The following is a 14462-nucleotide window of genomic DNA, read 5'->3' on the forward strand; positions in this document are numbered from 1 at the left end:
TCCAGAACCGCTCATCGTCGGCCGGAGCACGCGAAAACCTGATTTTCTCGGATTTTCAGGCTACTGGCGGAGGGGGTGGGATTCGAACCCACGGTACGCTTGCACGCACAACAGTTTTCGAGACTGTCCTAATCGACCACTCTAGCACCCCTCCGGGCGCGGGCGGGTTTATAGGCGTGCGCAATTGGGGGAGCAACAGCTTCCCGCCGAGGACGGCGCGAATGCGCAATAAAGTCGTCGAATCAAGCTATTAGCGGCACACAGGCTGGAGGCGCGAGCGATGGCCCTTCGCACCGGTCGCGAGCTGCCCCAGGCACAACACCTTGAAATAATTGACTTTTCTACCTCCAGAGCGCCCAATCGGCGGCGCCGCGGCCGGTCCGTCTCCGTCGTTGACTCAAGAGCCGGCGTGCGTATATTCCGCGCTTCTTCGGCGGGCCCTGCGGTCCGCCGCGTTCTTTCGTGTTTTCCGGCGTTTTTGGGCCGGGGAACTTCAAGCCAGGTGTCATCATGATCGCCGTTATCCGCACGGGTGGAAAGCAATACACGGTCGCCGCCGACGACCAGCTCACGGTCGAGAAGATCGACGGTGAGGCCGGCGCCAAGATCGAATTCACCGACGTGCTGATGGTCGGCGACAAGGTCGGCGCGCCGACCGTGGCCGGCGCCAAGGTCGTGGGCTCGATCGTCAAGCAGGCCCGCGGCGAGCACGTCATCATCTTCAAGAAGCGCCGTCGCCAGAACTCGCGGCGCAAGAACGGTCATCGTCAGGACCTGACGGTGGTCAAGATCGAACAGATCGTCGCCTGAGCAGAGCGACCGGAGTAGTACGATGGCACATAAGAAAGCAGGCGGCTCCTCGCGTAACGGCCGCGATTCCGACGGCAAGCGCCTGGGCGTGAAGCGCTTTGGCGGCCAGAAGGTCGTGTCGGGCAACATCCTGGTCCGCCAGCGCGGCACCAAGATGAACCCGGGTGAGAATGTCGGCGTCGGCCGCGACCACACGCTGTTCGCCATGGCCGACGGCGTCGTGTCCTTCCGCACCCGCTCGGGCGGCAAGGTCGAAGTGAACGTTGTCCCGGCGCCGGCACTGGCCGCTGAATAGCCGTTCCATCCCATCGGATTGAGAAGGGGGAGCGGGTCGCCGTTCCCCCTTTTTCTTTTCTGGACCCCATCTCATGAAATTCCTCGACCAAGCCAAGATCTACATCCGCTCCGGCAACGGTGGCGCGGGATGCGCGGGCTTTCGCCGTGAGAAGTTCATCGAGTTCGGCGGACCGGACGGTGGCGACGGCGGGCGCGGCGGCGACGTGATCGTCGAATGCGTCGACGGCCTCAACACGCTGATCGACTATCGCTACGCCCAGCACTTCAAGGCCGAGACCGGCCATCACGGCATGGGCAGCCAGCGCACCGGCGGCAAGGGCAAGGACATCGTGCTGCGCCTGCCGCGCGGCACGCAGATCTTCGCCGAGGACAACGAGACGCTGCTGGTCGACATGACCGAGATCGGCCAGCGCATCGTCATCGCCAAGGGCGGCGACGGCGGCTACGGCAACCTGCACTACAAGACCTCGACCAACCGCGCACCGCGCCGCGCCGATGCGGGCTGGCCGGGCGTGGAGATGGCGCTGTGGCTGCGCCTGAAGCTGATCGCCGACATTGGCCTGGTCGGCCTGCCCAACGCCGGCAAGTCGACGTTCCTGTCCACCAATACCAACGCGCGGCCCAAGATCGCCGACTATCCGTTCACGACGCTTCATCCCGGCCTCGGCGTGGTGAAGGTGGGCGACGGCTCCGATGCGCGCGAGTTCGTGATGGCCGACATTCCGGGCCTCATCGAGGGCGCCCATGAAGGCGCCGGCCTCGGCACGCGGTTCCTCGGCCATGTCGAGCGCTGCCGCGCGCTGCTGCATCTGGTCGACGGCACGCAGGACGACGTGGTCGGCGCCTATCGCACCGTGCGCGGCGAGCTCAAGGCCTATGGCGGCAATCTCGCGCGCAAGAAGGAAATCGTGGCGCTCAACAAGACCGACGCCATGACACCGGAAGACATCGAGGCCAAGCGCACCCAGCTCGCCAAGGCGAGCCGCAAGACCGTGCATGTCATCTCGGCCGTCTCGCGCCAGGGCGTGCCTCCCCTGCTCCACGAGCTGATGAAGCTCGTCGACAAGCAGCGCTCGCCCTCCAAGGAAGCGGCATGACCCCTCTCGCCGGCGCCCGACGGCTGGTCGTCAAGATCGGCTCGTCGATCCTGGTCGACGAGACCAGGGGCGAGGTCCGGCGGGATTGGCTCGAAGCGCTGACCAACGACGTCGCGCGCCTGCACAAGGGCGGCTGCGAGGTCGTGCTGGTGTCGTCCGGCGCCATTCGCCTTGGCCGCACGCACCTCAAGCTCGCCGCCGGCCCGCTGCGTCTCGAGGAAAGCCAGGCCGCCGCGGCGACCGGCCAGATCCAGCTCGCGCAGGCCTATCAGGAAGCGCTGGCGCGGCACGGCATCACCGTCGCGCAGATCCTGCTGACCCTGCATGATTCCGAGGAGCGCCGCCGCTACCTCAATGCCCGCCAGACCATGGCGACCCTGCTGGGCCTCGGCGCCATCCCGGTGATCAACGAGAACGACACCGTCGCCACCGACGAAATCCGCTTCGGCGACAATGATCGCCTGGGCGCGCGCGTCGCCGAAATGATCTCGGCCGACACGCTGGTGCTGCTGTCCGACATCGACGGTCTCTACACCGGCGATCCGCGCAGCGACGCTTCGGCGACGTTCATTCCCGAGATCCGTGAGATCACGCCCGAGATCGAGGCGATGGCGGGCGTCGCTGCGTCGGAGATGTCCAACGGCGGCATGGTGACCAAGCTGATGGCTGGCCGGATCGCGATGGCCGCGGGCTGCCGCATGGCCATTGCCGACGGACGCGGCGTCGGCGCGCTGGGCGCGCTGATCGACGGCACCGCGCGCTGCAGCTGGTTCCTGCCCGAAGCCTCGCCTTTGTCGGCGCGCAAGAAGTGGATCAAGGGCTCGCTCAAGACCAACGGCACGCTGATCGTCGACGACGGCGCGGTGCGCGCGCTCTCGACGGGCAAGAGCCTGTTGCCGGCCGGCGTCACCTCGGTCGATGGCGAGTTCCGCCGCGGCGACGTGGTGAACGTGAAGGATCGTGGCGGCCGCGTGCTGGCGCGCGGCCTGGTCGCCTATGCGTCCGAAGATGCCCGCCGCATCGCCGGCCGCAAGAGCGTGGAGATCGAGCGGCTGCTGGGTTTCCGCGGCCGCGACGAGATCGTCCATCGCGACGACCTCGTGGTCGAGTGAAGAGCCGGAGCGTCCCATGAACGTCCAGACCAAGCCCGCGACGGAAGATGCCGTTGCCATCGTGGCCGAACTCGGCCGCCGCGCGAAGGCCGCCGCCGCTTCCCTGCGCAACGCCCCGACCGACGCCAAGAACAAGGCGCTGCTCGACGCCGCCCGCCTGATCCGCGCCGAGAAGGCAGCGATCCTCACCGCCAATGCGCGCGACATCGAGGCGGCCAAGGCCGCCGGCATGACCACCGCGCTGCAGGACCGGCTGCTGCTGAACGATGCGCGCATCGAGGCGATGGCCAAGGGCCTCGACGAGATTGCAGCGCTCCCCGATCCCGTGGGCGCGGTCATCGAAGAGTGGCAGCGGCCCAACGGCCTTGCGCTGAGCCGCGTCCGCGTGCCGATCGGCATCATCGGCGTGATCTACGAAGCCCGCCCCAACGTCACCGCCGATGCCGGCGCGCTCTGCATCAAGTCGGGCAACGTCGTGGTGCTGCGCGGCGGCTCCGACAGTTTCCATTCCTCGCGCACCATCGTCGAGCTGCTGCGTCGTGCGCTGGCCGGCGCCGGCCTGCCCGAGGATTGCGTCGCCCTCGTGCCGACCACCGATCGCGCCGCCGTGGGCGAGATGCTGCGCGCCATGGACTGGCTCGACCTGATCGTGCCGCGCGGCGGGCGTTCGCTGATCGACCGTGTGACGCAGGAAAGCCGCGTGCCGGTGCTGCGCCACTATGACGGCATCTGCCACGTCTATGTCGACCGCGATGCCGACGTCGCGATGGCGCGCGACCTCGTGGCCAATGCCAAGATGCGCCGGGTCAGCGTCTGCGGCGCCGCCGAGACCTTGCTGATCGATCGCGCCGCGCTCGACACGCATCTCGCGCCCGTGCTGGCGAAGCTGCACGAGCTGGGCTGCGAAGTGCGCGGCGATGCGGAAGTGCAGAAGCGCGATCCGCAGGCCGTAGCCGCCACCGAGAAGGACTGGCGCACCGAATATCTCGAGCCGATCATCTCGGTCGCCACGGTCGACGGCGTCGCCGGCGCGATCGAGCACATCGCGCGCTACGGCAGCCAGCACACCGAATCGATCGTCACCGACAACGACGCGACAGCGCAGCGCTTCCTGGGCGAAGTCGACAGCGCCATCGTAATGCACAATGCCAGCACGCAGTTCGCCGACGGTGGCGAGTTCGGTCTGGGCGCCGAGATCGGTATCTCGACCAACCGCATGCATGCGCGCGGACCGGTCGGGCTGGTCGAGCTCACGACCTACAAGAACATCGTGCGCGGCAAGGGTACGCTCAGGCCGTGACTTCGCATCCGATGCCGGGCGTGTCGCGCGCCACGACGCGGCGCATCGGCTTGCTCGGCGGCTCGTTCAACCCCGCCCATGCCGGCCACCGGCATATCAGCCTGGAGGCGATGAAGCGCCTCGGCCTCGACGAGGTCTGGTGGCTGGTCTCACCGCAGAATCCGCTGAAGAGCGGCGACGGCATGGAGCCGCTGCCCACGCGCGTCGCCCGCGCCCGCCAGATCGCCCGCCATCCGAAGATCCGCGTCGATGCGCCCGAGCTGGTGCTGGGCACGCGCTACACGCTCGACACGGTGCGGGCGCTGAAGCGGGTCTACCCTCACGCCAAGTTCGTCTGGCTGATGGGCGCCGACATCCTGCCCCAGCTCGTCGACTGGGCAGGCTGGCGCGACCTGTTCGGCACCATCGCCATCGCCGCCTTCGCGCGCCCGGGCTGGGGCTATGCCGCCCTGGCCTCCACCGCGCCGCGAACCTTCGAGCGTTTCCGCCTGCAGGCCACCGAGGCCCGCCGGCTCCCCACTTGCGAGCCGCCGGCCTGGTGTTTTATCCCGAGCAGGCTGGACAGCCATTCGGCCACGGCCATCCGCGCCGTGCGCCCGCGACGGACCAGAGCGAAAGGAAAGACCATCTCCGACCAGACCCGCACGCTTCCCGATCGAAGCAAAGCCTCCGACGCGCTCCTGAAGCTGGTGCGCGAATCGCTGGACGACAGCAAGGCCGAGGACGTCGTCGTCATCGACCTCAAGGGCAAGTCCGCCTTCGCCGATTACATGGTGATCGGATCCGGCCGCTCGACCCGCCAGGTCGTGGCCATCGCCGAGAACCTCGCCGACAAGCTGAAGCAGGCGGGACGCGGCTACGTCCCCGTCGAGGGCAAGCAGACCGGTGACTGGGTGCTGGTCGATGCCGGCGACGTCGTCGTCCATCTCTTCCGCCCCGAGCCGCGCGCCTTCTACGCGCTCGAGAAGATGTGGGCGCTGGAGGACGAAGTTGCCGCGAAGCCGGTCAAGAAGGCCACGGTCAAGAAAGCGGCCGCGAAGCCCGCGGCACGGCGCAAGCGCGCCTCTTGAGGATCACGATCGCCGCCATCGGCCGCGCCTCGCGCGGGCCGGAGCGCGATCTGTACGACCACTATGCCGGCCGGATCCGCTGGCCGCTCGCGCTGCGGGAACTCGAGGAGAAGCGGAAGCTTCCCGCGCCCCAGCTCATGCAGCGTGAAGGCGAATTGCTGCTGGAAGCCGCGCCGGCCGGGGCGACGCTGGTGATGCTCGATCGCCGTGGCAAGGTGCTCGACAGCGAGGCCTTCGCGGCCCGCCTGGGGACCTGGCGTGACAGTTCCGTGTCGGATGTGGCGTTCCTGATCGGCGGCGCCGACGGGCACACCGAGGCCCTGCTCAAAAAAGCCCACCTGATCCTGTCATTTGGCGCCATGACCTGGCCCCACCAGCTCGCCCGCGGGATGCTGGCCGAGCAGATCTACCGCGCCCAGCAGCTCCTGGCCGGCCATCCCTATCACCGCGCCTGACATCTCGCCTGAAAAGGCGATTTTGCCTCTGTTCTGACGAAAAACCGGGGCTACATTGGCGCCATGCACGCCTTTTCCCGGTGGCTCCTGGCCACGTCGTCCGCCCTCCTCGTGGCTGCCGCCTCGACGGTCGTTCTGGCCCAGTCGACGAGCCCCACCAGGCCTCCGACAAGCCCCCCGGCCAACTCGGCCGAGAAGCCGGGTACGAAGTCCGTGCGCAGCATCCCCTACGTGTCGATCACGGGCGAGGACGGCAAGCAGCGCCACTACGAGACCAACGCCATTCCGCTGCTGTTCCATCGCGCCTGCTTCGGCTGGCGCATGTATCTCGGCGGCCCCAATCGCGTCGTGTCTCTGAAGGAGGTGCTCACGACCTCGCAGCCGGCCGAGCAGGTCATCGCCGGGCCCGAGACCGAAGTCAGCGCCGACAAGACCAAGGCCACGACCCGCATGCTCGAGACGGTGCAGGACGGCGTGCTGCAGCGCTCGTGGTGCATCATCCCGGGCGATCCGGCGGGCACCTACACCTACGATGTCAGCATCGACGGCGAACCGCGCGGCGAGTTCGTGTTCTGCGCCATCGAGGTGCCGGACCAGAATCCCAACACCGACCCGCGCGAGCTGAGCTGCCCCAACAAGTTCAACGCCGTCGAACGCGCCCAGCCGCAGCCGAAGAAGGCGTCGTGATGACTGCCAACGCTCCGCGCCCCGTCCTGCTCTGCATCCTCGACGGCTGGGGCCATCGAACCGATCCGTCGAACAACGCGATCCTCGACGCAAGCACACCGAACTACGACCGGCTGATCGCGACCTGCCCGCAGGGTCTCATAGACGCTTCGGAAACTTTCGTCGGCCTGCCCAAGGGCCAGATGGGCAATTCCGAGGTCGGCCACATGAACCTCGGCGCCGGCCGCGTCGCGGTGCCTGACCTGCCGCGCATCGACAATGCGATCGAAGACGGCTCGCTGGCCAAGAACCCGATCCTCGGCGAGACCATCGCCACGCTGAAGAAGAGCGGCGCCGCGCTGCATCTGATGGGCCTCGCCTCGCCGGGCGGCGTGCATGCGCATCAGGACCATCTGATCTTCCTCGCCAACCTGTTTGCCGGCCATGGCGTTCCGGTCTGGATCCACGCCTTCCTCGACGGGCGGGACATGCCGCCGCGCAGCGCGCTGGAATGCCTCGCCCATATCGAGGCGGGCCTGAAGCCCGGCCTGCCGATCCGCTTCGCCACCGTGGCCGGCCGCTTCTATCCGATGGACCGCGACAAGCGCTGGGAGCGCGTGACCCTGGCCTATGACGCCATGGTCGATGCCAAGGGCGAGCGCGCGACGTCGCCGAAGGAAGCAGTCGACAAGGCCTATGCCGCGAAGCTCGACGACGAGTTCGTGCTGCCGACGGTGATCGACGGCTACACCGGCATGAAGGATGGCGACGGCCTCCTGATGTTCAACTACCGCTCCGACCGTGCGCGCCAGATCCTGACGGCGCTGCTCGATCCGCACTTCGACGGCTTCAACCGTTCGCGCGTGGTCGACTTCGCGGCGAAGGTCGGCATGGTCGACTATTCCGCGGCGCTCAATCCGTTCCTGAAGACGCTGTTCCCGCCCGAGGTCATCAAGATGGGCCTGGGCGAGACCGTGTCAAAGGCCGGCCTGAAGCAGCTGCGCATCGCCGAGACCGAGAAGTACGCGCACGTCACGTTCTTCTTCAACGGCGGCGAGGAGCGCGTGTTCGACGGCGAGGAGCGTATCCTCGTGCCGTCACCGAAGGTGAAGACCTACGACCTGAAGCCGGAGATGAGCAGCGGCGAAGTCACCGACAAGCTCGTCGAGGCGATCGGCTCGGGCAAGTTTGACCTGATCGTGGTCAACTATGCCAACACCGACATGGTCGGTCACACCGGCGACCTCGGCGCTGCCATCAAGGCGGTCGAAGCCGTGGATGGTTGCCTCGGCCGGCTGATGCAGGCGATCCAGTCGGCGGGCGGCGTGATGTTCGTCACCGCCGACCATGGCAATGCCGAGCAAATGTACGACGAGCATTCGCACCAGAAACACACCCAGCACACGTTGAACCGTGTGCCGGCATTGCTGTTCAACGCCCCGGCCGCGGTCCATTCGCTGGGCGACGGCAAGCTGGCCGATGTCGCCCCGACGCTGCTCGCCCTGATGGGCGTGGCGCAGCCCGCGGAAATGACCGGCAAATCGATGCTTTCGGCGTCCTCGCGGCCTTCCGTCCTGACTACCCCGCGCGCAGCGGCCGCAGCCTCTGCCTGATTTGTGAAGCGGCGCCGGACCCCGACGCCTTGATCCTGCCAAAGACGCCCCTGTATCCTCCCTTCCACGCTAAAACACCGGATCGCCGGGCCTCAATGCCCCCGGCGACTTCCCTCCTGAAGGCACCCAAATGACCTTTCTGCGCTTAGCCTCACTTGCCACGGCCGTGGCTTTCCTGGCCGCACCCGTCCTGGCCCAGGACAAGCCGGCCGATCCGAAGGCCGCCGGTGGCGACAAGAGCGAGCTCTACCAGCAGCTCAACCTGTTCGGTGACGTGCTCGAGCGCATCCGCCGCGACTATGTCGAGCCGGTCGAAGAGAAGCAGCTCATCGAGAATGCCATCAACGGCATGCTGAGCGCGCTCGACCCGCACTCCAGCTACATGAACCCAAAGTCGTACAAGGACATGCAGGTCCAGACGAAGGGTGAGTTCGGCGGCCTCGGCATCGAGGTCACGATGGACAACGGCGTCATCAAGGTCGTGTCGCCGATCGACGACACGCCCGCTTCCAAGGCCGGCATCATGCCGGGCGACCTGATCTTCGCGCTGGACGGCGAGCCGGTGCAGGGCCTCACCCTGCAGGAAGCCGTCGAGAAGATGCGCGGCAAGGTCGGCGCGCCGATCAAGGTCTCGATCCGCCGCGGCACCAAGGACCCGTTCGACGTCACGCTGACCCGCGAGACGATCAAGGTGAAACCGGTCAAGTTCCGCCTCGAAGGCGGCGACATCGGCTACATCCGCGTCACCTCCTTCACCGAGCAGACGACGCCGGGCGTGCTCGACGCCGTCGAGAAGCTCAAGAAGGAAGCCGGCAACAAGCTGAAGGGCTACATCATCGACCTGCGCAACAACCCGGGCGGCCTGCTCGACCAGGCCATCGCGATGTCCGACGCCTTCCTCGACAAGGGCGAGATCGTCTCGGTCAAGGCGCGCAAGAACGACGAGGTCCAGCGCTGGAACGCCAAGCCGGGTGACGTCGCCGGCGGCCTGCCGATCGTCGTCCTGATGAACGGCGGCTCGGCCTCGGCCTCGGAGATCGTGGCCGGTGCGCTGCAGGATCACCGCCGCGCGATCATTCTCGGCACCCGCTCGTTCGGCAAGGGCTCGGTCCAGACGATCATGCAGGTGACCGGCGGCGGCGCGATCCGCCTGACCACGGCGCTCTACTTCACGCCGTCGGGCCGTTCGATCCAGAAGGAAGGCATCAAGCCGGACATCGAGGTCGAGCCCGCGAAGATCGAGAACATCCAGCAGCGTTCGGGCTTCCGCGAGGAGAACCTGCGCCGCTCGATCACCAACCCGAACGACAAGCCGGTGGCCCCGCCGGTGCCGGCGAAGCCCGCCGACGCCAAGCCGGAAGCCGCCAAGCCGGGCGACAAGACCGACGACAAGGCCGCGGGCCAGACTCCGCAGGCCACGCCGTCGGGCGATCCGGACGAGCCGCCGAAGGAGCAGGCCTCCGACTATCAGCTGCTGCGCGCGGCCGACCTGATCCGTGGCATCTCGCTCTATAGCGGCAAGGCCAACTGATCGGCTTTCGGGGATGACGCCATGGCCCGTTCCGGCCGAAGCGTCGACAGAAGCGTAAACGGGCGACCAGGCTTTCGCGGCCTGGTCGCCGCTTACTTTCTCGTCTGCGGATTGATCGCGGTCGCGGCAGGCATTGCCTCGGGCAGCTTCGAGGGCAAGGCACCGAAGATCGTCGACAGCGCCGTGGCTGCCTCGCCGCCGTCTGCAACGCCGCCTGTCACTGCGCCATCCGTCGCTTTGACGTCCGATGCAGAGCCGGCAACGGCGCCGCCGGCAGAGATGCCATCGCTGGCGCTCCCGCCGCGTCCCGCGCCATCGGCGGCCTTCCGCAAGCTGCCGGCCGAAGAACTCGCCGGCATGATCGAAACCACGGCCGACGGCCTTCGCCTGCCGCGCGTCTCGCCCTCGGGCTGGATGCCGTGGATCGCCAACGCCCGCCGCTTCGATCCCACCGGCGCCAGCGCTCGGCTCGGCCTGCTGGTGATCAACGTCGGCCTCAACGAGGTCGCGATGCGTCGCGCCATCGAGGAGCTTCCGCCCGAAGTGAGTCTCGCTTTCCTGCCGGGCACGCCCGACCTGCCGCGCTGGCTGCAGCAGGCGCGGACGTTCGGTCACGAAAGCTACCTGATGCTGCCGATGGACGATCCCGTCGTCGCCGAGCGCGGGTTGCGCCCGATCGAGGCGACGGCCGACCCGGCGGAGAACCTGAAGCGCCTGCGGGCCATCCTGGGCCGCGGCGAAGGTTATGTCGGACTGGTGCTCACCATGCCCGGCCGTCCGGCGCCGCCCGAAGCGGTGTTGCGCCCCCTCGTGAAGGAAATCGCCGAGCGCGGCCTGGCGCTGATCGAGATCAATCCAACACCGGGAACGGCGGCGATCCAGCGTCTCACCGACGAACTGGGCGTGGGCTATGCCCGCAGCACCGACGTGCTCGACTACAAGCTCGCGGGCGACGGCGTCGTGGGCAATCTCGACCGGCTCGCGACCTGGGTCGGCGAGCCCTCGCCCGAGCGCTCCCCGCGCCACGCTTTCGGCGTCGTGCAGCCCGACGAGGAGGCGATCGTCGCCCTTCGCGGCTGGTACAAGGGGCAGCAGGCGCGCAAAACCGTGTCATTCGTGCCGATCATCGGACACTTCGAATGCCGCGATGCCTGCATGGCCCGGATCCGCACCCAACCCCAGCAGCTTCGCCCATGACGACCGGCCGCGCCGAAGGATATCGCCCCAATGTCGGGCTGATGCTGATCGCGCCGGACCGGCGCCTCTTCGTCGGTTGCCGCGCCAACCAGCCCGACGCCTGGCAGATGCCCCAGGGCGGCATCGACAAGGGCGAGACGCCCATCGAAGCCGCCTGCCGCGAACTGCACGAAGAGGTCGGCACGAGCCGCGCGCTGCTGCTGCGCGAAAGCAAGACCTGGATTTCCTACGACGTGCCCGAGGAGCGGCGGCCTCCGTACTGGAAGGGTCGCTGGCGCGGCCAGGCGCAGAAGTGGTTCGCGCTGGCCTTCACGGGCACGGAGGCCGACATCGACATCCACGCGCACGACCAGGAATTTGTCGCCTGGCGCTGGATCGCCCCGGCCGAACTCACGTCGCTGATCGTGCCCTTCAAGCGCGCCGTCTACGACGCGGTGTTCGCGGAATTCGCGGATCTGATTTCCTGAAAACCACCGTCGTTCCGAGTGGAGCGCAGTCGAGGGACGACGGCGTGTTTTTCTAGGCGCCCTGCGCGGCCAGCTTGGCGGCGTTGCGGCGCAGGAACCAAAGGCCCGCGCGGGTCATCAGGCGATTGAGCCAGCCCTGCGGCTCGAGGCCGATCGCCTTCAGCACCATCGCCATGGCGCGCTGAACGTGGGTCTGGCGGTAGAGCGGATAGGCGCGGCGGGCATAGGCCTGCATGTTGCGCTTGCGGTCGTAGACCGCGTCCGCCGGCTCGTTCGCCGCGAAGTAGGCGTAGGCCAGTTCGTCGTCCTCGCTCTCGGCGAGGCGGCCCCAGCCGATGCGCAGGCGGGCCCAGCGGTTCAGCCGATCGCGCTTCAGGCAACGGTTCAGGTGTTCGTAGAAGAGTTTGTAGTGACGGAACTCGTCGGCCGCGATCTTCTGGCAGACCTGCTTCAGCACCGGCTCCTCGGTCGCATCCTTGAGCGCGCTGTAATAGGAGCTGGTGCCGGTCTCGACGATGCAGCGGGCGATCATCTCGCCGGCCTGACTGCCGCGCACCGATTCGCTCACATGAAGCGGCAGCTTGTAGCCGGTGCGGAAACGCTCGAAGGCGACATCGAAATCCCAGGACGGATCGGCGAGCTGCGCCCAGCGTCCGAGCGCCAGGCCGTGCTGGACTTCCTCGACAACCCAGTTGTCGACCGCGCCCATGAAGGCCGCATCGTCGGCGAACACCCGGCCGAGATAGATGCCGTAATCGGCACCGTTCCGCTCCACCAGGGCTGCGGCCTTGATGTTGCGGAGGATCTCCGGATCGACCTTCGACGCATCGAAGCGATCCCAGGCGATCGTCTCGAGTGTCCAGTTACCCATGAACGAGCACCCTCGGCGCGTTGTCTTACCAGCGTAATAAAGCCACCTCCGGCCTGCCTTTCAATGGCAGACCGGTGCACTTCTCGACTGAAAAATGCGCAGTAGCGCTGAAATCAGCGGCTGGCGTAGAAGGCCTGGGCGCGCTTGAGGTCCTGAGCGATGGCCAGGTTCTTCTCGGCGGCGGCCTTCTCGGCGGGCGTAGCGGCGTCAGTAATGTCGTTGCGGGCTGCCCGCTCGCGCTCGTCGAGCTGGGCAACCGTCATCTGTTCGAACGGCACCGCCTCGTCGGCGAGAACCGTGCAGCGCTCGGGCGTGACCTCGGCGAAACCGCCGGCCACCAGGAAGCGCTGCTCGACCTTGCTGCCCTGATAGACCTCGAGCACGCCCGGACGGACGGTCGAGATCAGCGGGGCGTGGCCCGGCAGGACACCGAAGTCGCCTTCGCTGCCCGGAACGACGACCATGTCGGCCTCGGTCGCGAGCAACTCGCGCTCGGGCATCACCAGACGGAAGGAGACCTTGGCCATGTGCTTAGGCCGCCTCGGCCGCGAGCTTCTTGGCCTTGGCGACGGCTTCCTCGATCGTGCCGACCATGTAGAAGGCAGGCTCCGGCAGATCGTCGTACTCGCCGGCGAGGATGCCCTTGAACGCCTTGATCGTATCTTCGAGCTTCACGAACACGCCCGGCGTGCCGGTGAACACTTCGGCGACGTGGAACGGCTGGCTGAGGAAGCGCTGCATCTTGCGGGCGCGGCTCACGACCAGCTTGTCCTCTTCTGACAGCTCGTCCATGCCCAGAATGGCGATGATGTCCTGCAGCGACTTGTACTGCTGCAGCACGCGCTGGACCGAACGGGCGATCTCGTAGTGCTCCTGGCCGACGACGCGCGGGTCGAGCATGCGCGAGGTCGAGTCGAGCGGATCGACGGCCGGGAAGATCGCCTGCTCGGCGATCGAGCGGCTGAGCACGGTCGTGGCGTCCAAGTGGGCGAACGAAGCGGCAGGCGCCGGATCGGTCAAGTCGTCGGCGGGCACGTAGATGGCCTGCACCGAGGTGATCGAGCCCTTCTTGGTCGAGGTGATGCGCTCCTGCAGACCGCCCATGTCGGTGGCCAGCGTCGGCTGATAACCCACCGCCGACGGGATGCGGCCCAGCAGCGCCGACACTTCCGAGCCGGCCTGGGTGAAGCGGAAGATGTTGTCGACGAAGAACAGCACGTCCTGGCCTTCGGCATCGCGGAAGTATTCGGCGACGGTAAGGCCCGACAGCGCGACACGGGCGCGGGCGCCCGGCGGCTCGTTCATCTGGCCGTACACCAGCGCCACCTTCGAGCCCGGACCGTCGAGCTTGATGACGCCGCCCTCGATCATCTCGTGATAGAGGTCGTTGCCCTCGCGGGTACGCTCGCCGACGCCGGCGAACACCGACACGCCGCCGTGGGCCTTCGCGACGTTGTTGATCAGCTCCATGATCGTCACGGTCTTGCCGACACCGGCGCCGCCGAACAGGCCGATCTTGCCGCCCTTGGCGTACGGCGCGAGCAGGTCGATGACCTTGATGCCCGTAACCAGGATCTGCGCTTCCGTCGACTGCTCGACGAACTCCGGCGCGCTGCGATGGATCGGCAGGGTGCTCTTGTTGCCGACCGGGCCGCGCTCGTCGATCGGCTCGCCGATGACGTTCAGGATGCGGCCGAGCGTCTCGGGGCCGACCCGCATCTGGATAGGAGAGCCGGTATCGACCGCCTTCTCGCCGCGGACCAGACCATCGGTCGTGTCCATCGCGATGGTGCGAACCTCGGATTCACCGAGATGCTGGGCGACTTCCAGCACGATCAGGCGTCCGTCGGCGTTCACGTGCAGCGCGTTCAGGATGTTCGGCAGGTCGGCGTCGAAGCGCACGTCCACGACCGCGCCCGTGATCTGGGTGATCGTGCCGATGTTGTTGGTAGCCATTACGGAGCCCTTTCCTTCGA

Annotated in this window: 14 protein-coding genes, 1 tRNA gene and 1 pseudogene; 12 read left to right on the top strand and 4 right to left on the bottom strand. The window is 67.3% G+C overall.

Annotated features, from left to right (window positions below; translation table 11 throughout):
• Positions 1 to 64: 64 nt before the first annotated feature.
• Positions 65 to 154: transfer RNA gene (locus AC1RP5_RS26375), tRNA-Ser, on the bottom strand.
• A 356-nt stretch (positions 155 to 510) separates the two neighbouring features.
• Between AC1RP5_RS26375 and rplU the strand changes: the two are divergent.
• The 12 genes and pseudogenes from rplU to AC1RP5_RS26435 form a co-directional block, all read left to right on the top strand.
• A pseudogene (rplU, locus tag AC1RP5_RS26380) lies at positions 511 to 804 on the top strand (50S ribosomal protein L21); the annotation flags it as partial.
• A 28-nt stretch (positions 805 to 832) separates the two neighbouring features.
• Positions 833 to 1105 (top strand): 50S ribosomal protein L27, encoded by a 273-nt coding sequence (gene rpmA, locus AC1RP5_RS26385; RefSeq protein WP_493115730.1) that lies wholly within the window; start codon positions 833 to 835, stop codon positions 1103 to 1105.
• 73 nt (positions 1106 to 1178) lie between these two features.
• On the top strand, positions 1179 to 2204 hold the full coding sequence (gene obgE, locus AC1RP5_RS26390) for a GTPase ObgE (RefSeq protein ID WP_493115731.1): 1026 nt from the start codon (positions 1179 to 1181) through the stop codon (positions 2202 to 2204).
• Complete coding sequence (proB, locus tag AC1RP5_RS26395) at positions 2201 to 3316, top strand: glutamate 5-kinase (protein ID WP_493115733.1); 1116 nt, start codon at positions 2201 to 2203, stop codon at positions 3314 to 3316. The genes obgE and proB overlap by 4 nt, the downstream gene beginning before the upstream one ends.
• Positions 3317 to 3332: 16 nt before the next feature.
• The gene (locus tag AC1RP5_RS26400) at positions 3333 to 4616 is read left to right on the top strand and encodes a glutamate-5-semialdehyde dehydrogenase (protein WP_493115734.1); all 1284 of its coding nucleotides are present in this window, start codon (positions 3333 to 3335) and stop codon (positions 4614 to 4616) included.
• Entirely contained in the window at positions 4613 to 5686 is a 1074-nt protein-coding gene (locus AC1RP5_RS26405) for a nicotinate-nucleotide adenylyltransferase (protein WP_493115736.1), read from the top strand. The genes AC1RP5_RS26400 and AC1RP5_RS26405 overlap by 4 nt, the downstream gene beginning before the upstream one ends.
• On the top strand, positions 5683 to 6141 hold the full coding sequence (gene rlmH / locus AC1RP5_RS26410) for a 23S rRNA (pseudouridine(1915)-N(3))-methyltransferase RlmH (RefSeq protein ID WP_493115738.1): 459 nt from the start codon (positions 5683 to 5685) through the stop codon (positions 6139 to 6141). The genes AC1RP5_RS26405 and rlmH overlap by 4 nt, the downstream gene beginning before the upstream one ends.
• Positions 6142 to 6354: 213 nt before the next feature.
• Positions 6355 to 6828: a PM0630 family protein gene (locus AC1RP5_RS26415; RefSeq protein WP_493115740.1), complete on the top strand. Its 474-nt coding sequence runs from the start codon at positions 6355 to 6357 to the stop codon at positions 6826 to 6828.
• Positions 6828 to 8420, top strand: coding sequence for a 2,3-bisphosphoglycerate-independent phosphoglycerate mutase (gpmI, locus tag AC1RP5_RS26420; protein WP_493115742.1), 1593 nt, complete (start codon positions 6828 to 6830; stop codon positions 8418 to 8420). The genes AC1RP5_RS26415 and gpmI overlap by 1 nt, the downstream gene beginning before the upstream one ends.
• A gap of 130 nt (positions 8421 to 8550) precedes the next feature.
• Positions 8551 to 9951 carry a S41 family peptidase gene (locus tag AC1RP5_RS26425; protein WP_493115744.1) on the top strand — a complete coding sequence of 467 codons (1401 nt, stop codon included), beginning with the start codon at positions 8551 to 8553 and terminating at the stop codon, positions 9949 to 9951.
• A gap of 21 nt (positions 9952 to 9972) precedes the next feature.
• Positions 9973 to 11148: a divergent polysaccharide deacetylase family protein gene (locus AC1RP5_RS26430; protein ID WP_493115746.1), complete on the top strand. Its 1176-nt coding sequence runs from the start codon at positions 9973 to 9975 to the stop codon at positions 11146 to 11148.
• Positions 11145 to 11615: an RNA pyrophosphohydrolase gene (locus tag AC1RP5_RS26435; protein ID WP_493115747.1), complete on the top strand. Its 471-nt coding sequence runs from the start codon at positions 11145 to 11147 to the stop codon at positions 11613 to 11615. The genes AC1RP5_RS26430 and AC1RP5_RS26435 overlap by 4 nt, the downstream gene beginning before the upstream one ends.
• Before the next feature lie 52 nt (positions 11616 to 11667).
• Here the strand turns inward: AC1RP5_RS26435 and AC1RP5_RS26440 are convergent, their stop codons facing one another.
• The 3 genes from AC1RP5_RS26440 to atpD all read right to left on the bottom strand — a co-directional run bounded on the left by AC1RP5_RS26440 (position 11668) and on the right by atpD (position 14442).
• Positions 11668 to 12486, bottom strand: coding sequence for a ferritin-like domain-containing protein (locus AC1RP5_RS26440; RefSeq protein ID WP_493115749.1), 819 nt, complete (start codon positions 12484 to 12486; stop codon positions 11668 to 11670).
• Positions 12487 to 12599: 113 nt separating this feature from the next.
• Positions 12600 to 13013 (bottom strand): ATP synthase F1 subunit epsilon, encoded by a 414-nt coding sequence (atpC, locus tag AC1RP5_RS26445; RefSeq protein ID WP_493115750.1) that lies wholly within the window; start codon positions 13011 to 13013, stop codon positions 12600 to 12602.
• Positions 13014 to 13017: 4 nt separating this feature from the next.
• Positions 13018 to 14442 carry a F0F1 ATP synthase subunit beta gene (gene atpD / locus AC1RP5_RS26450; RefSeq protein ID WP_493115752.1) on the bottom strand — a complete coding sequence of 475 codons (1425 nt, stop codon included), beginning with the start codon at positions 14440 to 14442 and terminating at the stop codon, positions 13018 to 13020.
• Positions 14443 to 14462 lie beyond the last annotated feature (20 nt).

The sequence above is a fragment of the Reyranella sp. GW821-FHT12G01 genome, from assembly GCF_058806575.1.